We start from the raw sequence: 19,533 nt of genomic DNA, 5'->3' as shown, positions 1-19,533 counted from the left end.
CAAAAGAAACAATTTCGTAGTACCAGTAGAGGTAAACTAATTGTGGGTACTTTTTTAAGAATTTCAATCCTTCTGGCATTGCTTGCGCTTTCTTTTGGAGCAGCAGCTTGGAGAGTTCTTAACATCGTAAAATTAATTAAAAATAAGTAAAGAGCTCTTCATTTAAGTGAAGAGCTCTTTACTTATTGGTAGTTTTTAAAGAATTTTAATGATTCATCAATGATAATTTGCTGATCGTTATCTAATGTTGCCACGTGGTAGCTATTTTCAAGCGTTATAGCTTTTTTCTCAGCTGAGCTGATGTTTTCAGCTATGTATGTGCTGTTTAGCGGTGGAACAACGTGATCTTCTGTGGATACAAAAATAAGGGTTGGGCACGTAATTTTAGGTAAATCATTTTTAACAAGTCCAAGCAGCTTATATAGCTCTTTAAGTGACGCAACAGGCGTTTTGTCATAGCCGATTTCATCTACGTTTTCTTTTTTTACATCAGAGCCAGCTGAGTCAAGAAAACGCGTATGAGGGTCCGCTTCGAATGCTTGTGGGTTTAAAGCAGGAATATCAATCGCTGCGTTAATTGGCACAATGCCTTTAATTTCAGGATAATTTTCTGCCATATAAAGCGTTAATGTCCCTCCCATTGATAAACCAACAACAAAGATGGTGTGGCAGCGCTCTTTTAACCATGAATAGCCTTCTTCTAGTGATTGAATCCATTCTTGATAAGTTGATGTTTCCATATCTTCGTAGTGCGTGCCGTGCCCTTTTAAACGGGGACCACAAACCGTATAGCCAGCTTTGTGGTAAGCTTCCCCTAATGGCCTCATACTGTGTGTAGTACCTGTAAAACCGTGCGATACTAAAATACCAATTTCGTTTCCTTCAAAGTAAAATGGCTCTGCGCCTTCAAGTATTGGATATTTTGTCATAAAAATCCCTCCCACTTTCAGTTTACCAAAAACCGTTTGTAAACCGTTACATTTTTGCATTGAAAAAAGGAAGCATTTCTGCTTCCTTTGCGTTATACCATCACTTTACACATATTGTTTGTAAATTCAACCGGATCTTCAAGCGGTAAACCTTCAATAAGAAGGGCTTGATTGTAGAGGAGATTTGTGTAAAGCTCTGCTTTTTTTTTATCCTGCTCAAACGCTGTTTTTAAGGCTTGGAACACGCTGTGACTTGGATTGATTTCTAAAATCTTGTCCGCTTGTACCTGCTGGTTATTTGGCATTGCTTTTAAGATTTTTTCCATCTCGATTGTTACGTCACCTTCGGTTGATAAGCAAACAGGATGAGTTTTTAGACGTTTAGATAATCGAACATCTTTCACTTTTGTTGCTAACGTTTCTTTCATATACGTAAGAAGCTCTTTGCTATCAGCTTCTTCTTCTTTTGCGTTTTCTTTTTCATCTGCCTCAATTCCTAAGTCACCGCTTGAAACAGATTTAAATTCTTTATCTTCGTAAGACATTAGCATCTTAATTGCAAATTCATCTACTTCATCCGTGAAATAAAGAATTTCATAGCCTTTATCAAGAACCATCTCTGTTTGTGGCATTTTTGCGATGCGTTCATAGGATTCACCAGACGCGTAGTAGATATATTTTTGCTCTTCAGGCATACGATCAATGTATTCTTTAAGAGTTACAAGCTTTTGTTCTTTTGATGAATAGAATAATAGTAAATCTTTTAGCGTATCTTTACTTGCCCCAAAGTCACTGTACACGCCGTATTTAAGTTGACGTCCAAATGTGCCGAAAAATGTTTCATACTTTTCACGGTCATCTTTTAACAGTGACTTCAACTGACTCGTGATCTTATTTTTAATGTTTTTCGCAATCAGTTTTAGCTGACGGTCATGTTGCAGCATTTCACGTGAGATATTTAATGATAAATCTTCCGAATCCACAAGTCCTTTCACAAAGCTGTAGTAGTCTGGAAGAAGGTCTGCGCTTTTATTCATAATTAATACGCCGCTTGAATAAAGCTCTAAGCCTTTTTCGTATTCAGGAGAGTAATAATCAAAAGGCATTGTTTCCGGAATATATAAAATTGCATTATAACGTACCATTCCATCTACGCTAATATGAATGTGTTTCAGCGGTTTGTCGAAGCCATAGCGCTTTTCTTGATAAAACGCGTCGTAATCCTCATCTTTTAGCTCACTCTTATTTTTACGCCAAATTGGCACCATGCTATTAATGACTTGTTCTTCCGTTACCTGTTCAAACTCAGAATCGCTGCCTTCTTTTGGTTTACTCTCAGTAACGTCCATTTTAATTGGGTAGCGAATAAAGTCTGAATACTTTTTAATAATAGCTTTTAAACGGTATTCTTCTAAGTATTCGTCGTACTGATCTTCTTCCGTATTTTCTTTAATCGTTAAGACGATTTCTGTACCAACTTCATCTTTTTCACAAGGCTCAATCGTATAGCCGTCTGCTCCTTCTGAATTCCAGCGGTAAGCTGTATCGCTTCCAAGTGCTTTTGACGTTACAGTTACTTCATCAGCAACCATAAATGCTGAGTAAAAACCAACGCCAAATTGACCGATAATATCGTGTCCATCTTTTGCTTCATTTTCAGCTTTAAACGCCAAAGAGCCGCTTTTCGCAATTGTGCCAAGGTTGTTTTCCAACTCTTCCTGCGTCATGCCAATACCTGTATCTTTAATAGTAAGCGTACGTTTTTCTTTATCTGCCGTTACTTTAATAAAGTAGCGATCTTTTTCAAATGATAGTGATTCATCTGTTAACGCTTTGTAATAGATTTTATCAATCGCATCACTTGCGTTTGAAATGAGCTCGCGTAAGAAAATTTCTTTTTGAGAATAAATTGAATGAATCATCATGTCGAGCAGTCGTTTTGATTCAGCTTTAAATTCTTTCTTTGTCATAAAAAATCTCCTTCCTGTTGCATGAATATGTAGTAATTAGCACTCTTTGTCCTAGAGTGCTAATTACTATTTAATTATCATATTTTTCATAAATATGTCAATAGATTTGGGGTAAAATAGTTTCTGTGATATTCAAATAATCAAAAAGACCTTATCACTTTAGTGATAAGGTCGATTTTTAACTTAAAATAGCTATTCAAGAAATCTAGTATATGCATATGGAAATTTTTGTATGGGTTAATAACCTTAGACTAACGCACATTTCAAGGTAAAATATGGTGGAATTAGACAAGTTCTATTCTGCTAGTCTTTCCACTGATTTTGAGATGAAAAATGGTTGGTTAATTGAACAATAAAAAAACAGTACTTAGTTTATGCCTAAGTACTGCTTTCCCAGTTAAATTGCTTGCTTAATTTGTAAATTACGCTCGAGCTTTTTCTTCACACGCTGCAGAGCATTATCAATAGATTTTACATGCGTCTGTAGTTCGTTTGAAATCTCTAAATAAGATTTGCCTTCTAGATGCAGGTTGAGTACATTACGCTCCAATTCGCTTAATAATTCAGAAATTTTCATTTGCATATCAAGTGACTTTTCACGGTTAATTAGCATCATTTCAGGGTTTGTACGATTTTCCTCTGACAGTAAATCTAAAAGTGTATAGTTTGATTCATCATCCGAAAGCGGCTTGTCCAAGGACACGGATGAGTTAAGCGGTCCGTGCTTTTGACGAGTCGCTGTTTTGATAGCTGTTAAGATCTGCCTTGTAATGCAGAGTTCTGCAAAGCTTCGGAATGAACTCGTTTTATCTTCTTTAAAATCACGAATCGCTTTATATAAGCCAATCATACCTTCTTGAATGAGATCTTCTCGCTCAGCACCGATAAGAAAGTATGGACGTGCTTTTGCTCGTACAAAATTACGATAGCGATTAATTAAATGGTTGAGCGACTCATCATCGCCTGTGTGTGCTAATTCGACCAGTGTCATATCCTCTAGTATTTCGTAGTTTCTCATCATCTTTAACTCAATGTGAATACTCATTTATATCCCCCCGTTGACCTCTATTGAATGTTGATGTAGATTGCTATTCTCTGCTTTTCTTTCAAGGGTCCATCATGGCAAAGCGACATAAAACGTAGTGTCCGTTTATTAGAATGAATACTGTTTAGTTTGAAAACCCAATGCACACATCAATTAACGGTGACGTCAAACTTATTCCCTTGAATGCCTCTCCCTGGATACTAGTATACACACCCTTTTTCGAAAACGTTGTCGAAATGTGAAAGTGTTTACAAAAAATTCTAATATTTTTCTCTGAAAATTTCAACTTTTATTAGCAAGCTCTGTCGAATCGCCTTATGTAGCTAAAAAACGACTGCTTATAAATGATTATTTAAATGATTATTTTGAAGCCATTGAGAAAAGAGGTTCCAAACACCCTCAGGGCTTTTGGCATTCCCTAAAAAAATGCCGAACGTTTCATGGATGTATCCTTTTTGCTTCATCGTGTTCGAGAGTAGATGGACTTCTTGGAAAAACAAATCCATCGTGCCATCCCTTCGCTCCAAAGCAATCCCTTCTAAATACTTAATGTTCTCTTCTTGCCAGTTATCCACGTGCATATGATTACCCGTGTAGTTTTCCTGATTAAAGTAAAAAAGGTTCATCACTGAGTCTCCTAATCTTTGAAAAAAACAACTTTACAATTAAAACGTAAAATTGTTTTTTATGTTTCAAAGAAGTATTAGTTTAAAATCCGATATTCGCTTCATCGTTATTCGACCAAGCATTACGCTTGCCTTTTTTATTATCTGCCTTTAATTCGTTACAAATGTCGATGATGTTTACATTATCCTCATAATGTTTTTGAAGAGCAATGCTGTTATATAGCTCGTTAAGCTGCGCATACGAAAATTCATTTGTAACAGAAACAAGCTCGCTAATTTCCTCCACCTTTAGGAGATCCCTGCTGTTTTTCTTCATAAGATATTGTTCACGAAGCTTGGATGTTGGAAGCTTAATCTCATAAGCACGATCAAATCGTCCCGAGCGGTTAATAAGAGCAGGATCAATGCGTTCTGGATAGTTTGTTGTTCCGATTAAGTAAATCCCTTCTTTAGATGTTGCACCATCAAGAGTATTTAAAAACACAGAACGAATTCCTTGAGGCATAGAGTCGATATCTTCAATAACGAGTACCATAGGGCTCATTTTTGCAACCGAAGAAAATACTTCTTGAATCGAATAACTGGACGTATACTCTGTAATTTGCCAATAGGCAACGGGAGCTTCAATGCTCGTTGCAATTGACTTGACAAGCGTTGTTTTACCGTTCCCAGGCTTTCCGTACAATAAAATCCCACGTTTATATGGAATTTGATATGTATGAAAAAACTCTCCACCGTTTGTGAAAAATTCGTCAATAGAACGATAGATTTGATTTTTGAGCTTATCTTCTAAAAAAACGTCGTCTCGTTTAACGAGCGTTGTAATCTTCTCTTTACGGTTTTCAACACCATCTTCTGTATCGATAAAAATGGTCACGTAATCTTTAATATAGTCTCGCTTACGTTTTAACACATAGTCTAAAAAGGATGATAAACTTTCTTCGCTTGATGCCAAAATATAGTCATACTGAGTCAATTCGTTCTTTTGAAAAGAAGGCATGCGCACAAGCGCTACGTTATGCTTTTCATAATAATAAAGGTGATTGTAAAGCGATGGTTTTAAAATCAGTTCCATTTCTTTATCAGTATGATTGGACGAGATAATGCCCATTTCTAAGCAGTCAAAAATGGAAGCGAGTTCCGTAACGTTTTCAGGATGAAGATCTAGATCTTCTTCAAGTACTTCCCAAATCTCATTAGACGTGTCGCTATCTACATATAGTTGAAAATCGTCACCTGTTTTTGTTTTTAAATACTCTTTAATCTTTTGAACAGGAAGTGCATAGCTGTAGTATTCAGGTGCTTCATCAATTGTTTTAGTTGAAAATTGAACTAAGGATTGTTTCGTTTTGATCATGTAGTGTCTCCTTCAGGTTTAATATGTCTAATTATACAACATTTTACATGTATTGACTTCTTTTATGTACATAACTTTAGAGCATGTGAAAGCAATAAAATAATAGAACAAACTATTCGACAGTAAAACGAAGAAAAAGAGCATTGATAAGGATTCAATGCTCTTTTTCTTCGTTAATTTTCTTCTGCTTCATATGCAACAAGTGCTACACGTTTTCCAAGCTTCATTTCAAACTGCTCTTCCATGCGCTTAATAACGCTGTGCATTTCGTCTGTAATGTGAGCGGGCTCGAAGTGTTGATTTTTAGATTCCATTTTCTTCGTCACCTCCATAATAGGTAGTGTGTACGAAGAAAGGAAAACCATAACCGTCCTTTTATTTTTGTTTTACTGTAATTGGTTTAATGGATAACGATACGTTTTCATAGGAGTAGCTGTCTCGCTGTCCATCTGTATATCCCCAGTAACCAGAAGTTTTTTTCGTTTTGGCGAATTCAAGCTCAAAGCCCGAGCTACCGTTTAAACTATAGCTTTTCACTGATGAATTAGCTTCGTTATCTACTAAATCATAGCCAATAAGCTGATTTACCAAGCCGTGTGGTGAAAAGACACCTGTGTTAGGTGCTGTTTTCGCATTGCTGTACTCTGCACCGATTGTTTCACTCTTCGTCTCCGATACCGTTATTTTGTTTGTTTTTACGTTAATCGTATCACCAGGTGATAAAGCTGATAAAGAAATATCTTCATAACTGCGTGGCGTGTGCTTGCTTGCCTTTGCGTTATCTATATCCACCACCGTTACTTTTCCTCTACCTAACACTTCGACTTCACCTGTTTTGTTGTGAACAAGCATTGCTGTATCTTCGTCAATACCATATGAGCGTTCACCTTTCTTACCCAACTCATAAGACGTTGCTACCAAGCGGCCTAATCTCGCTTTTTGCTCAAAATGTTGATCAATAATACCATATTGGAAGAAACCAAGTCCTTGTTCCACATATCCTGGTCCAAGTTCTTGCTGCTCCATGCCATCATACGAATCAACAAATCCTTTCGTTAACGTATTGTAGCTGTCTCCACCAGCAATCATCGTATTGCTCATGATAGCAGCGCCAGCACTTGTCCCACCTAAAATGCCACCTTTTTTATACATGTCCCAAATTGCGTTTAATACCGTAGAACGGCTGCCGTCTTCTTTTAATAGGGAACCTGTGATAAGAGTTTGGTCGCCACCAACAAACCAAATACCCGATAGACCTTTAACTTTATTGGCTAAAGCTTCACTGTTCATATTGCTTTTCCATGTAGACTCATCTACAGGAGTGCCTGAAAAATCAGCGCTTGCAATTGGTAAAATTTCGATATTATCCGGATTTACTCCAATTGAAATAAGCTTCTTTTTAAATGCTTCAGAAGACTTTAACGAACCGCTAGCTGCTGGAATGATTCCAACCTTTGCTTTCGTTTTCCCACCAGCTTCTTCAACAAATTTTCCGTAAAGCTCATTGCTTTCTCCAACAGCTCCACCCGCAATTAATAAATTTCCACTTACTTTTTCTTGTGGAACATTTTTTGCTTTAAACGACGGAGATTGATAGCTATTATCCTTTTTAGAACCGCTCATAGATACCTTCATAGGTTTAATATCCATTTGAACATTTACAAAAGAATATTGATCCTTCTGTCCATCTGTATATCCCCAATATCCATTCGTATCTTTTTGTTTTTTAAATGTAAGCTTAAAGCCTTTTCCTTTACTATCAAGCAGTTGACTTGTAATGGGATCTGTTTGCTGATTGTCTACTAGTGAGTAAGATAAGTAAGCTTGCAAACGACCATACGGAGTAAATACTCCAGTTGCTGGAAGCGGTTTGAACGTATAGTATTCCTCTCCGTTTGTAAGATATTTTGTGCTGGACACGTCAACAGTCTTTGCATCAATATTCACTTTATCTCCAGGCGATAAATAGCTGATTTTAGCGTTTTTCACTTCAAAACCGTTTTGTTTATCTTCTTTACTTGTTGCTTGGCTTACGTCTGCTAAGAACACCCCGCTTCGGCCAACGACTTCGACAGTGCCTTTTTCGTTAGACACAACCATTGCTGTATCTTCATCTACTCCGTAAGCAAAGTTTTGTTTTGGATTTTGCTCATGCTTTACTGCAGCAACAGTTAATCGACCATATCGAGCACGCTCGTTCATGTGCTGATCAATAATGCCGTGCTGGAAAAAACCGAGTCCTTTTCCCACAGTCAAAGGCTCATATTCCTCTTTATTAGCTTTAGCACTTTGACCTTTTAACGCACCTAAACTATCTCCTCCAGTGATCATAACGTCACTCATAATAGCAGCACCAGCGCTGGTTCCACCGATTACGCCACCTTCTTCATACATCTCCCAAATGGCTTTAAGAGCTTTTGAATCTTTATTGCCATCGCGCAGGGTATCGACAATCTTCACCTGATCGCCTCCAACAAACCAAACAGCTGTTAAATCTTTGATTTGATTAGCGACTTTGTCGGTGTTACTGTTCGCTGCCCACTTGCTTTCATCTTCTGCTGTGCCTGAAAAATCATGATTAGAAAGTGGCAGAATTTCAACAGAGTCTGGGTTTATTCCAAGTGTAACCATATCTTTTTTAAAGGCTGCAGAAGACTTTAACGAGCCGCTAGCTGCCGGGATGATACCGACTTTGGCATTTTTAGTACCACCTGCAAGTTCAATAAACTTGTCATAAACCGCTTTATTTGATGAACCAAGGGCACCTCCAGCAATAACCAGATTTCCTTTGATTTTCTTGTCGTCAAGTTGTTCAGCTGCTGGTTTTAACGGACTAAAAGGTAGCAAAGCTGCAATTGTTGCAGCTGCAATCCACTTCTTTTTCATGTACATCATCCTTTTCGATTTATTCAAAGGTTCCTTTCACAATCACTTCTTTGTTTTGAACCATTGTTTGACCTTTAGCAATGACAGTATCAATCGTTAAATCATTTTTGTTCAACAATACTAAATCAGCATCTTTTCCTAGAGCGATGGTGCCTTTATCTTGCAGCTTTAATACCTGAGCAGGGTTTGATGTGATAACTTGAAGTGCCGTTTCCATTGGAATCCCTTCCTCTAAAATGGCATCTCTTACTTCTTCAAATAAAGAGTGAACCTTTCCGACCTGTACGCCTATGTATTCTCCGTCTTCATTAAATGACGGTAGGCTTGCTTGGCCATCAGAAGAAAACGTAATGCTTCGAATAGTTACACCGCGTTCAAGCATCATGCGAAGTCCCTTACTACACTTCACTTCACCTTCTTCTAAAAACAGTGGGATTGTGCTTGTTGTAAAATCTACATACCCACCGTTTAACGCAAAGTTAATTCCTGCTTCAAACAAATCTTCATTTCGATTAATATGCGTTGGATGAAAGTGACGAATAGGAATGTTTGTTTTTTCTTTAATTTGTTCAAGAAGTGACAGTTTGTCAGCTCCATCACCAACGTGAACCTCAACTATACCTGCTTTTCCAGATAAAATACCGCCGTTACGAGCAGCCGAAGCAATCTTCGTCATTTCCTCAAACGTAGGCTCGGATGAACGATGATCTGCAATTGCAATTTCTCCTGCACCAATAATTTTATCGATTAGAATGATGTCATCTTCAATCTTATCTGTTAATGTTTTAACAGGTACCTGGTAGGAGCCTGTATGAATAAACGTTGTAATGCCTTCTTCATCTAGTCCTCTTGCTTTTGCAAGCAGACTTTCCATTCTTCTAGTTGTGCCATCTGTTCCTAGTAAACCAATAACCGTTGTGATACCAGCAGTTGTTAAGTCTGTTAGCTGAATTTCAGGCGTGCGCGTTTTAAATCCTCCTTCGCCGCCTCCGCCAATCAAGTGAACATGGGAGTCGATGAAGCCAGGTGTGATGATAAAGTCAGATGCATCAATAACTTCTATAGACACAAATCCTTCTGGAACAGTAATTTCATCTTCGATATATCCAATTTTGTCATTGACTAAAAGAATGTCTTTACGCCCCAAGTAGTGAGGCGCATAGACTTCTCCATTCTTTAAAAGTGTAAGCATGTAAATCTCTCCTTCTATTAAAACGGACCGTACCCAATCATATGAGCAATTACAATTGTAATTAGTCCAATTGCATATTGTATTAAAACAAGCGGTAAAATCCATTTAGCCCACTTTGTCCATGGAATTCCTGCAATAGCAAGACCCGCCATAAGCGTACCTGCTGTAGGGAAGATAATATTCCCGATTCCATCGGCAAACGAGAATGATAAAACAGCGGTTTGACGTGTGATATCTAATAAATCCGCTAACGGAGTCATGATTGGCATTGTCAGCATCGCGTGACCGCTACCTGATGCTAAGATAAAGTGAATAGCTGCTTGGAAATTGTACATTCCGATAACGCTTAAATAGCCCGGAACATCTTTCATCATTTCTGATACTTGGAATAGTAAAGGATCAACAATGTGTCCTTGCTCTAACACAACAAGCGTTGCACGAGATACACCGATTACAAGCGCTCCACCAATTAGTGCAGCTGCCCCGCTTGTGAAAGCTTTAACGGTATCATCAACCGAAAGGCGTCCAATAACTGCAATAGCGATTGTTAAAATAATAAATAACGCAGCAATTTCAGTAATGTACCATTGATATTTAATAACACCAAATGCTAATACAACGTAGTTAAGCATAAAAGCACCTAAAATAAATCTGTGCTTTCTCTCTAATCTTTTTCCAGATTGTAAAAGCTCATTTGCATCTTCTTTGCTATACTTACCATAAAAGCCGATTGACGGATCTTTTTTTACTTTCATTGCATAGCGGTAGACAAACCAAACTGATACAGCATATACAAGCACAAATGTAACTAAGCGAAGGCCCATTCCAGAGAATAGAGGAAGCTCAGCGATACCTTGTGCGATTCCAACGGTAAAAGGATTCATAACGGCAGTTGTAAAACCTGCGGAAGCACCAACTAATACGATAGCTGTTCCTGTCATAACGTCAAAACCTAGCGCTAGCGCTAGCGGTATTAATAATGGGATATAAGCAAGCGTTTCTTCCGCCATTCCCATTAACGATCCACAGACAGCAAAGAAAAGCATCATAACGGGAATGAGTAACTTTTCACGCGTTGCAAGCCTTCTTGCCATAGTCGCAATTAGTAAATCTACCGTACCTGTAACACTTAATACACCAAAAAAACCACCAATAATTAAAACGAAAAAGATAATATCAGCTGCTTCTGTCATACCAGTATGAATGGCTTTTACCATATCAAACGGACCAACTGGCGTAGAATCGATCCACTTAAACGAATCTGGATCAACAAGTGTACGGCCATCTTGTTCAATACGGCTATATTCACCGGCAGGCAATACATTCGTTAAAATGGTGGCAATTACTAAAACCCCTAGCAGTAAAGCAAAAACGTTAATATTACCGGTTTTCTTTGCTTTTTTCGACACGACTTTCTCTCGGTTTAACTCACTCATCTCTTTTCTCCCCTTCATTAGTAACAAAATACGTCATCAACACTTCTGTTTTTCTTTGTGTTTTGACAAAAACCAACATTATTCCTCCTTGCCGTACACCTTTTTTAATTGCAATTTACGTGCCAACCTTAAAATCTAGGATAAATTGATTATTTTTTGACTATTTCATTAATTTAAGCTATTATTCTTGTTTATTTTTATATACAATTGGTTTTATTAAGAACCTAAAACAACCATTAAAGGTGGATTGAAAATAATGAAGGAGCTTGTATTAATTTGTGGAACAAAAGAGACAAAAAAAGCGCTAACAACGCAGCTTAATGATATTTTAGGAAACTCAATTCATATTTGGAGTTATTCAATCGAAGAAGGTTTGCCTCATCAATTTGAAAATCAGCTGGTTGTACTATCCTCTTACCTAATTGAAGAAGATGTAGAAGGAAGAATTAGCAGCAGCTGTGATGTTATTGTAGCGAAACGAACGGTTAACTATGAATATATTGATCAGCTGTTCTTTTTGCCTCCAGGAACGAAAGCGCTTTATGTAAATGATTTTCCCGCTAGCACAACTGATGCTATCCACACACTAATGAAGCTCGGAATTGACCATATTGAGTATTATCCATACTTCCCTAATGCATCTATTGAAATAACGTTCGATGTAGCCATTACGCCTGGAGAACTTGCTTTTGTTCCTCCTTCCATCCCTCATGTAATTGATATAGGGGTACGGTTAATTGACATCTCAACTATCTATCAAATCTTACAACAACTTAACCTTGTTAATGAGCTTGATCAAGACGTTTCAGAAAAATATATAAAAAAAATTATTGAGCTTGGTCAAAATATTGCTGAGTTCAATAAACAAACAGACCACTTAAACAACCATTTGAAAAAAGTGGTAAACGGAGTCAATGATGGGATTTTGGCTTTTAATCGCGACGGTAAAATCACGGTATTTAATGACGGCCTCCAAAAAATGACTGCTACTCCGTCAGCGTATGCGCTACAAAAATCTATTCATACGGTTTTTAAAAACTCATCGCTTATCGACTTTTTACTTAAGCAAAAAGAAAGCAATGACGCTTACTTTACGCTAGATGATATAGATGTGGTTGTGCATCGATTTTTATTAGAAAGCGATCAAACCGTCGTTGCTACATTCAAAAGTGTAAAAGACACGATTGCGATTGAAAACGCAGCCCGGAAAGAACTAATAAAAAAAGGCTACATTGCAAAATATCATTTTTCAGATATTATTGGCGATAGTAGTATTATTTCTGGTACAAAACAAACGGCTGCCAAGCTTGCTCGCACAAACTTAGCTGTATTAATTCAAGGAGAAAGCGGCACAGGAAAAGAGTTGTTTGCTAGTGCTATCCATAATGAATCGGCTCGAAAACACGGACCTTTCTTAGCTGTAAACTTTAGTGCACTCCCTGAGGATTTACTAGAAAGTGAGCTTTTTGGTTATGAAGAAGGTGCGTTTACCGGCGCGAAAAAAGGTGGAAAACAAGGGATTTTTGAGCAAGGGCATGGAGGAACCATTTTTTTAGATGAAATTGGTGACAGCAGTCCCAAACTACAGGCTAGACTATTGCGTGTGCTGCAAGAAAAAGAGGTTCGAAGAGTTGGTGGAACCAAAAATATTCCTATTGATGTTCGGATTATCGCAGCTACAAACTGTGATTTACAAAGTATGATTACCGAAGGCACGTTTCGCCGTGATTTATACCATCGATTGAAAGTGCTATATTTAGAACTTCCACCCTTGCGAAAACGAACTGGTGATTTACCTATTTTGATGGAGCGTTTTATTCAAGAAAGTGAACAGCCGGATGTTTATATTCAACCACAAGTGATTGAGGCCTTGTCTCATTACCCTTGGTATGGAAATGTACGAGAATTAAAGAATACGGTGGAATATATGCTAGCTGTTTGTGACGAGAATGAAGTTACGACTGATGATTTACCTTCTAACAGCTTCTTTGAACTAAATGATTATCAAAAAGACCAGAACCAGTCAGATTCTAGCCTTGAAGAGTTTGGGATGGATGAGGTAATTTTATTGAGCGGCATTTATGCGTTAACTAAGCAAGGAGTCACTCCTAGCCGCAAGCGTTTGGTTGAGTTTACTGAAGCATCCCACACTCCTCTTTCTGAGCAGCAGGTACGCTATCGTTTAGAGATGTTAGAAGAAAAAGGATTAGTGATGAAGCAAAAAGGACGTGGTGGAACAAAATTAACTCAAAAAGGTTATGTAGCGGCTGAAAAGCTTGAGTTAGCGCTCTCCTAGTACGGAGTTGATACGTTGCTTTTGAATTTCTGTGTACATCTTTTTTAATTCCAGCATAGAAAGCTCATATAAGTGCCGACCATCTTTTGCTTTGTAGCATCCGTAATTAATGAGCTGATGTAGTACTCGTTCACGCTGGGTTTCTAGGTGTTGTTCATAGGATTGCATGACCGATTCCCCTTTCGTTGCTTGTTTTTTTTCTCTATTGTCATTATCTTATATTTGTAAGCACTCTCTATCTTTACCCGATGTTTACGATTAAAAACATGAAATGAAAAAGATTGAATAAGCATAGAATACGTAGAATCCGTGAAAAAAAGATGAAATGCTTTGGAGTGATGTAATGAAAGAACATATGCGCTTAGCATGGTTCGCTTCGTGGTTTGCTTTTATCGGGCAATTCCTTGTCTTTTTGTGCGTTGCGCTGTTTACAGGAGAGTGGCGCTACCTCTTATGGAGCTTTCTCATTAGTATGACGGCTGGATTAACGGGAATAATCGTCACGAAAAATGCTGCAGAGAAACATGAAGGTAAAAAAGAACGCTAAACAAGCATCTGATGTTCTCTGTCAGATGCTTGTTTTTGTTTTAGACTAAAAGATTCCTATTATTAAATAAACAGCAGTTCCCCATATAAACAAAGCAGATAATTTATTTAGCAGCTTCATAAAACCACCTGTATGGTCAATTTTCCCTATCACCCTTCCAGCAAACGTAAGGCTGATAAACCACAGCCACGATACGGCAATACAAGCTCCCGTAAACAAGGCTTGTTCTGCACCGCTATATTTTAGTGCGCTTGTTCCAATTACACCAATCGTATCTAAAATTGCGTGCGGGTTGAGTAAAGAAACCGATAAAGCGAATAAAGTTTGCTCACGAGTTGTTAATACGTGATAATTCCCATCTGCTTTTGGTACAGACGTCCAAATAGTGTAACCCATATATAGTAGAAATAAGCTACCTCCACTCATTAAAGCAACTCGAATCCACTCAAACTGAAATACAATAGCAGATAATCCAAAGATAGCTAATAAAATTAGCAACGTATCACATACTGCAGCTGTAATCGTTGCCGGTAACGCTCGGACAAATTGCGTTTGCGTAGCTCCTTGAGAGAAAATAAATACGTTTTGCACGCCTAAAGGTAAAATAAGACCTAATGCTAAAAGAACTCCATGAAAAATAGCTTCCATCCATCAATAACCTCCTTTCAATCACTATCTTACTATGATAGATTAAAAAGAAAACAACCAATTGGATGGTTTTTTACCCATCCAATTTAGAGGAGATTGCATGGACTGGAAGCCAAATACACATTCACACTTAACTCTTCACGACCAAATTATCGATTGGATAAAGGAGAGAATTGAAAAAGGCGACTGGTGCGTAGGAACGAAAATTCCAACACAGCGCCAGCTTGCAGCCCAGTTTAATGTAAACCGAAGCACGGTGCAGCTGGCTCTTGATGAACTTCGTGCAGATGGTTTACTTCAATCTAAAAGAGGCTCTGGAGTATTTGTAAGCAATAGTTCTTGGAACGTTCTTGTAAACAAAACAAATCCGAATTGGCAGCAGTATATTGAAGGAAGCGTTCATGAACCAAACTACCATACCATTCAGCTTATTAACCAATATGAACAAGTTGATCATATTATTCGACTTGGAACAGGTGAATTATCGCCAGATTTACTTCCAACAAAGCAGCTTGAAGAGTCGTTAAAAGAAATTTCGCTCGAATCAAAAGCAATTGGCTATTCATCACCAAGGGGCAGTAAAGCTCTAAGAACAACCTTATGTACATACTTAAAGAAAAAAGGAATTTATACAACGCCTGAAAATATTTTAATTGTTTCTGGGGCCCTTCAAGCACTTCAGCTAATTGCGGTTGGGCTATTAGAAAAAGGATCACTTGTCTTTCAAGAACAATCATCGTATTTGAATTCAGTACATCCTTTTCAGTCTGCAGGCATGCGCGTTATGTCCGTTTTAAGAGGTAAGAACCTACCCGAACATCTACGTAGGCTTAAGAAAAATAAACAGTCATTGTTTTATTGTGTACCTACTTTGCATAATCCGACAGGCTATAGTTGGACTTTAGAGGAGAGAATAGCCTTTTATCAAACGTGCAAAGAACTCCAGATTCCTATCATTGAAGATGACGTCTATCACGAGCTGCTATTTACTTCAGGGATTGAACCTATCAAAGCGCTGGATACGTCCGGACAAGTTTTATACATTGGTAGCGTCTCAAAAACGCTTAGCCCTGGTTTACGAATTGGATGGGTTGTTGCTCCTCACCCTGTAATTGAACGGCTAGCAGATATAAAAATGCAAACAGATTATGGATCTAGCGCCTTTTCTCAAGAGATTGTGGCGCACTGGCTATCAACAGGGTTATATGAGAATCACTTAGGACAGCTGCGAGAACAGCTAAAAATCCGAGCGGAATTTGTAGAAAAGATTCTCTATCAAAAATTTCAAAGCTTAGCAAACTGGGAAAAACCTGAAGGCGGATTTTTTATATGGCTTAAATTTAAGAAGCCAATCGTTAATAAAGCACTATTTCTTAATTTGCTAAAGCGAAATGTTCTAATTAATCCCGGCTATATTTATGAAACAAGGGATTTATATCATATTCGTCTGTCGTATGCGTACGCGTCATTAGAGGAACTAGAAAAGGGGTTAGATATTTTATTTGAAGTGTGTAGCGAATATTAAAAATGAAGCAAGAGATATTTTATCGAGATTGGGATAAAGGCAGAATGAAGCAGAGTACAAAGCTGTTACTTTTGTTCATTCTGCCTTTAACTTAGAATCTTAATTCTATTTATACTATCAATTTACTATTCCACCTACTTTTATATGTAATTTTATGTTAAAATAATGGTCATATTTTCATTTTTAACGGAGGGTTATTTTGTATGAGTACGTACAATATTGGTGATATTATATTTCAACTCGTGACTTTTGGACTTATTATCTTGTTTATTGCACTTCTAGTATTTTTGTTTCGTTCATTTTTAAAGAGCAGAAAACAGCTTAACCAAATAGAACAACAAGTGAAAGAGCTTACTGAGAAATTAAATAAAGACAAGCACTAATCATAAAACCCCTCTTATTTCCAAAGACAATAAGAGGGGTTTTATAGTGCTTTATTTAGAAGCAAAAATTTGTTTTTGATCCCACTTTCCATATTTGTAATAAACAAATGCGATAATGCTGCTTATTACAAAACTTGTACCCATGCCAAGTCCGATGCCCGTTTCACCTAGCCACTTAGCGAATAAATAAGTGAGTGGATAACGCAGTACCCAAAAAGAAACAATATTTAACACAAGAATCGCAAACATCGCTCCTGATGCTCTTACAACTCCATTTAGAATGAAGTTAATACCAAGAAACGGATAAAAGAAAGCGACAACCTTTAAGTAATGTGTACCAAACGCCACGGCTCCTTCGTCTTCAATAAATAGACGAGTCGCCCACTCTGCTAAGAAAAAGATAACCACAGCTACAAGCATCATTATTGCAAAGTTATATATAACTCCATATAGGCCAATTTGATTCACTCGACTCCACTTTCCTGCACCAATGTTTTGCCCTGCCATACTACTCACAGAGGTTCCAAGCGCCATCGCTGGAAGCATAAGAATACTATCTAAGCGTTGAGCTGCGCCAAATCCTGCAACTGCATCGTTTCCAAAGGATGTAACGACGCTCATAATTGCCATAACACCAGCTGAAATAACCGTCATTTGTAAACCTGACGGAATACCAAGCTTGAAAATAAGCACTGTTTCTTCCCTCTTTGGCAGAGCAGGACGTGAAAACGGTACAAGCTTCTTTTTAAGAATATAAATGATGCCGTAAATGAATGCAAAGCCCTGAGATAAAACAGTTGCATACGCAGCTCCTGCAATACCTAAATCAAACGTCCAGATAAAGATTGGATCAAGCACAGCATTTAAAATAACCGAGATAAACACAAACCGCAGCGGGGTTTTACTATCTCCTACTGCTCGTAGTACAGTACCGATAAAGTTGTACCCGAACAAAAATAAAATTCCGACAAAGTTAATTTGTAAGTATGTTGTAGCGTCGACAAGCATTGTTTCAGGAGTGCCCAGTAACTTCAAGATTGTCTCTGAGCTTAAAAAGCCAATGACGCCAAGTAAGATTGCTAAAGCCGATAATATCACAACAAACGCATTTAAATAACGAGATAGCCCTTCTTCATCATCGTTTCCTTTTTGCTGAGATAAAATCGTTAAGCTGGCATTATTAATTCCAATAATAAATGATAAGATCGTAAAAATAACGGTACCTGAAACCGCAATAGCTCCTAAAGCATCTGATCCTAACAAATTACCAACCCATAGACTATCTATGAACTGATAAGACACCTGAAGCAAGTTCGTTAGTAGAACTGGCGTTGAAAAGAAAATGAGCTGCTTTAAGATTGAGCCTTCAGTAAAATTGTATTGCTTCATATAACTAAAACTCCTTTAGTGACTATAATAACTCCTATTCTTTTCTTTGCTTGTTCCATAGATTTTGCCTAAGAAAACTCGTCTGGCAACTAAAAAAGAATTAAAAATCATATGGGCACAAAAACTGATTAGTAAACTAACGACTCCAATGATAAGCGGATGCAAACTAATATTTTCACGCAAAATAATTTGAATTGGAACGTGTAAAAACATAATCGTTAAAGATGCTTGTCCAAATTTCTCAAACACTGCGCCCAATATACTATTTTGAATAAGTTTGCTGCCTTGTATCAATAGCAAAACAATAGCTATTGGCAATAAAAGATCAAGACCAAAATGATTATACATATTCACTTTTAAATCCAGCTCGTAGTTTAACAGCCTGCTGTAATCTAATAAAATGACTAAAAGAATAAACACGCTACAGACTAGCTGCGAAATTTTATTGAGTCCAGTAGTTAATCGTTCTTTAAAGAAATAGCCAATTGCATAATAAGTCATAGCCATGAGAACTGTATCCATACTCCAAGGCATAATAAACTGTGTGTGAATTTTTGAAACAGAATACAAATATGCCATTACATAGATGGTCATAAAAATAACTATTTTTATTAGCTTGGATTGTATAAAGAAAAGCAAATAGCCGAATAAAATTTGTGTTAAAAGTAAGCATGGAACAAACCAAAAAACGCCGTAATAAAAGCCTAGTGCTCTTCCTCCATATAGAAGGGATTCTACAGTGGAAGGAATAGCCGCAAAGTCATTAGTCTTCCATGTAATATATCCTAGAATCAAAAGCCCAAATGATAAGTATGGAACCATAAGGCTAATCGTTTTTTTGACAACCCACCTATTTAATGAATTAAGACTTTGTTTTTTAAAAAATAAATAGCCGCTAATCATAAAAAATAGCGGCATATGAAACCAGAATAGATAATGATGCGCCAGTTCGTGTCCACTGTGACTTATAACGACAGCAGAAATGCCAATCCCCTTAAGGACGTCAACCCACCTCTTATGTTCTCTCATGTGAAGTACCCTTTCTTTTTAACTATAAAACTTATTGAACTACGAACAACAAGAAAAGTCAAAGCGTATCAACACCTTGACTTTTCTTGTTAGTTCAACCTTTATTCGTATACACGTTGCGAAGCTGATAGCCACATTGCGAGCAATGATAAATGACGTTTTGATTGGACTGTGCGGTTAACACAGACCCTAATTCGCTTGCAGACTGACATTTTGGACAGATTACAACCGGTTGCTTCATCATCTACACCTCCATTCTTATAATGGAGTGAGGA

The 19,533-nt window shown here is 37.5% G+C and carries 18 protein-coding genes; 4 read left to right on the top strand and 14 right to left on the bottom strand.

Annotated features, from left to right (window positions below):
• Positions 1–182 precede the first annotated feature (182 nt).
• From V2145_RS09240 to V2145_RS09200, 9 genes are all read right to left on the bottom strand, one after another.
• Positions 183–929, bottom strand: coding sequence for an alpha/beta hydrolase (locus V2145_RS09240; RefSeq protein ID WP_205687709.1), 747 nt, complete (start codon positions 927–929; stop codon positions 183–185).
• Positions 930–1,021: 92 nt separating this feature from the next.
• Positions 1,022–2,899 carry a molecular chaperone HtpG gene (gene htpG / locus V2145_RS09235; RefSeq protein WP_330987604.1) on the bottom strand — a complete coding sequence of 626 codons (1,878 nt, stop codon included), beginning with the start codon at positions 2,897–2,899 and terminating at the stop codon, positions 1,022–1,024.
• A 397-nt stretch (positions 2,900–3,296) separates the two neighbouring features.
• Positions 3,297–3,944: an RNA polymerase sporulation sigma factor SigH gene (gene sigH / locus V2145_RS09230; RefSeq protein ID WP_061785188.1), complete on the bottom strand. Its 648-nt coding sequence runs from the start codon at positions 3,942–3,944 to the stop codon at positions 3,297–3,299.
• Between the two features lie 338 nt (positions 3,945–4,282).
• A complete protein-coding gene (locus V2145_RS09225) occupies positions 4,283–4,570 on the bottom strand; it encodes a hypothetical protein (RefSeq protein WP_330987603.1) in 288 nt (95 codons plus the stop codon).
• Between the two features lie 82 nt (positions 4,571–4,652).
• Entirely contained in the window at positions 4,653–5,927 is a 1,275-nt protein-coding gene (locus tag V2145_RS09220) for an AAA family ATPase (protein ID WP_311858167.1), read from the bottom strand.
• A gap of 173 nt (positions 5,928–6,100) precedes the next feature.
• Positions 6,101–6,241, bottom strand: a complete 141-nt coding sequence (locus V2145_RS09215; protein ID WP_165932543.1) for a hypothetical protein — start codon at positions 6,239–6,241, stop codon at positions 6,101–6,103.
• A 61-nt stretch (positions 6,242–6,302) separates the two neighbouring features.
• The gene (locus V2145_RS09210) at positions 6,303–8,813 is read right to left on the bottom strand and encodes a cyanophycinase (RefSeq protein WP_311858165.1); all 2,511 of its coding nucleotides are present in this window, start codon (positions 8,811–8,813) and stop codon (positions 6,303–6,305) included.
• 19 nt (positions 8,814–8,832) lie between these two features.
• The gene (gene iadA / locus V2145_RS09205) at positions 8,833–10,005 is read right to left on the bottom strand and encodes a beta-aspartyl-peptidase (RefSeq protein WP_094910095.1); all 1,173 of its coding nucleotides are present in this window, start codon (positions 10,003–10,005) and stop codon (positions 8,833–8,835) included.
• Between the two features lie 17 nt (positions 10,006–10,022).
• Positions 10,023–11,441, bottom strand: coding sequence for a YfcC family protein (locus tag V2145_RS09200; protein ID WP_094910096.1), 1,419 nt, complete (start codon positions 11,439–11,441; stop codon positions 10,023–10,025).
• 256 nt (positions 11,442–11,697) lie between these two features.
• Between V2145_RS09200 and V2145_RS09195 the strand changes: the two genes are divergently transcribed.
• Positions 11,698–13,737 (top strand): sigma 54-interacting transcriptional regulator, encoded by a 2,040-nt coding sequence (locus V2145_RS09195; RefSeq protein ID WP_311858163.1) that lies wholly within the window; start codon positions 11,698–11,700, stop codon positions 13,735–13,737.
• Here V2145_RS09195 and fbpA read toward each other — a convergent pair.
• On the bottom strand, positions 13,723–13,905 hold the full coding sequence (gene fbpA / locus V2145_RS09190) for a Fur-regulated basic protein FbpA (protein ID WP_094910098.1): 183 nt from the start codon (positions 13,903–13,905) through the stop codon (positions 13,723–13,725). The genes V2145_RS09195 and fbpA overlap by 15 nt on opposite strands.
• A gap of 175 nt (positions 13,906–14,080) precedes the next feature.
• Between fbpA and V2145_RS09185 the strand changes: the two genes are divergently transcribed.
• Entirely contained in the window at positions 14,081–14,284 is a 204-nt protein-coding gene (locus V2145_RS09185) for a hypothetical protein (protein WP_094910099.1), read from the top strand.
• A 45-nt stretch (positions 14,285–14,329) separates the two neighbouring features.
• Here V2145_RS09185 and V2145_RS09180 read toward each other — a convergent pair whose 3' ends face one another.
• A complete protein-coding gene (locus V2145_RS09180) occupies positions 14,330–14,932 on the bottom strand; it encodes a LysE/ArgO family amino acid transporter (RefSeq protein ID WP_100347782.1) in 603 nt (200 codons plus the stop codon).
• Positions 14,933–15,032: 100 nt separating this feature from the next.
• On the opposite strand from V2145_RS09180, the gene V2145_RS09175 reads away from it, so the two are divergent.
• The gene (locus V2145_RS09175; protein WP_330987602.1) at positions 15,033–16,457 is read left to right on the top strand and encodes an aminotransferase-like domain-containing protein; all 1,425 of its coding nucleotides are present in this window, start codon (positions 15,033–15,035) and stop codon (positions 16,455–16,457) included.
• Positions 16,458–16,660: 203 nt separating this feature from the next.
• Positions 16,661–16,840 carry a DUF4083 family protein gene (locus tag V2145_RS09170; protein WP_025911003.1) on the top strand — a complete coding sequence of 60 codons (180 nt, stop codon included), beginning with the start codon at positions 16,661–16,663 and terminating at the stop codon, positions 16,838–16,840.
• A 51-nt stretch (positions 16,841–16,891) separates the two neighbouring features.
• Here the strand turns inward: V2145_RS09170 and V2145_RS09165 are convergent, their stop codons facing one another.
• The 3 genes from V2145_RS09165 to V2145_RS09155 all read right to left on the bottom strand — a co-directional run bounded on the left by V2145_RS09165 (position 16,892) and on the right by V2145_RS09155 (position 19,499).
• Positions 16,892–18,229, bottom strand: coding sequence for an MATE family efflux transporter (locus tag V2145_RS09165; RefSeq protein ID WP_100347784.1), 1,338 nt, complete (start codon positions 18,227–18,229; stop codon positions 16,892–16,894).
• Between the two features lie 15 nt (positions 18,230–18,244).
• On the bottom strand, positions 18,245–19,258 hold the full coding sequence (locus V2145_RS09160; RefSeq protein ID WP_330987601.1) for an acyltransferase family protein: 1,014 nt from the start codon (positions 19,256–19,258) through the stop codon (positions 18,245–18,247).
• A 94-nt stretch (positions 19,259–19,352) separates the two neighbouring features.
• Entirely contained in the window at positions 19,353–19,499 is a 147-nt protein-coding gene (locus V2145_RS09155; RefSeq protein WP_330988151.1) for a hypothetical protein, read from the bottom strand.
• Positions 19,500–19,533 lie beyond the last annotated feature (34 nt).

This window comes from Priestia sp. GS2 (assembly GCF_036409025.1).
Taxonomy (GTDB): Bacteria; Bacillota; Bacilli; order Bacillales; family Bacillaceae_H; genus Priestia; species Priestia aryabhattai_A.
Note: the sequence above shows the minus strand (reverse complement) of the source record. Positions and strands in the feature narration are given on the sequence as shown.

Excerpts from the sequence above, each read along its gene's own strand:
- V2145_RS09240 (WP_205687709.1), bottom strand. The coding sequence starts at position 929 with ATGACAAAATATCCAATACTTGAAGGCGCAGAGCCATTTTACTTTGAA.
- htpG (WP_330987604.1), bottom strand. The coding sequence starts at position 2,899 with ATGACAAAGAAAGAATTTAAAGCTGAATCAAAACGACTGCTCGACATG.
- sigH (WP_061785188.1), bottom strand. The coding sequence starts at position 3,944 with ATGAGTATTCACATTGAGTTAAAGATGATGAGAAACTACGAAATACTA.
- V2145_RS09225 (WP_330987603.1), bottom strand. The coding sequence starts at position 4,570 with ATGAACCTTTTTTACTTTAATCAGGAAAACTACACGGGTAATCATATG.
- V2145_RS09220 (WP_311858167.1), bottom strand. The coding sequence starts at position 5,927 with ATGATCAAAACGAAACAATCCTTAGTTCAATTTTCAACTAAAACAATT.
- V2145_RS09215 (WP_165932543.1), bottom strand. The coding sequence starts at position 6,241 with ATGGAATCTAAAAATCAACACTTCGAGCCCGCTCACATTACAGACGAA.
- V2145_RS09210 (WP_311858165.1), bottom strand. The coding sequence starts at position 8,813 with ATGAAAAAGAAGTGGATTGCAGCTGCAACAATTGCAGCTTTGCTACCT.
- iadA (WP_094910095.1), bottom strand. The coding sequence starts at position 10,005 with ATGCTTACACTTTTAAAGAATGGAGAAGTCTATGCGCCTCACTACTTG.
- V2145_RS09200 (WP_094910096.1), bottom strand. The coding sequence starts at position 11,441 with ATGAGTGAGTTAAACCGAGAGAAAGTCGTGTCGAAAAAAGCAAAGAAA.
- V2145_RS09195 (WP_311858163.1), top strand. The coding sequence starts at position 11,698 with ATGAAGGAGCTTGTATTAATTTGTGGAACAAAAGAGACAAAAAAAGCG.
- fbpA (WP_094910098.1), bottom strand. The coding sequence starts at position 13,905 with ATGCAATCCTATGAACAACACCTAGAAACCCAGCGTGAACGAGTACTA.
- V2145_RS09185 (WP_094910099.1), top strand. The coding sequence starts at position 14,081 with ATGAAAGAACATATGCGCTTAGCATGGTTCGCTTCGTGGTTTGCTTTT.
- V2145_RS09180 (WP_100347782.1), bottom strand. The coding sequence starts at position 14,932 with ATGGAAGCTATTTTTCATGGAGTTCTTTTAGCATTAGGTCTTATTTTA.
- V2145_RS09175 (WP_330987602.1), top strand. The coding sequence starts at position 15,033 with ATGGACTGGAAGCCAAATACACATTCACACTTAACTCTTCACGACCAA.
- V2145_RS09170 (WP_025911003.1), top strand. The coding sequence starts at position 16,661 with ATGAGTACGTACAATATTGGTGATATTATATTTCAACTCGTGACTTTT.
- V2145_RS09165 (WP_100347784.1), bottom strand. The coding sequence starts at position 18,229 with ATGAAGCAATACAATTTTACTGAAGGCTCAATCTTAAAGCAGCTCATT.
- V2145_RS09160 (WP_330987601.1), bottom strand. The coding sequence starts at position 19,258 with ATGAGAGAACATAAGAGGTGGGTTGACGTCCTTAAGGGGATTGGCATT.
- V2145_RS09155 (WP_330988151.1), bottom strand. The coding sequence starts at position 19,499 with ATGAAGCAACCGGTTGTAATCTGTCCAAAATGTCAGTCTGCAAGCGAA.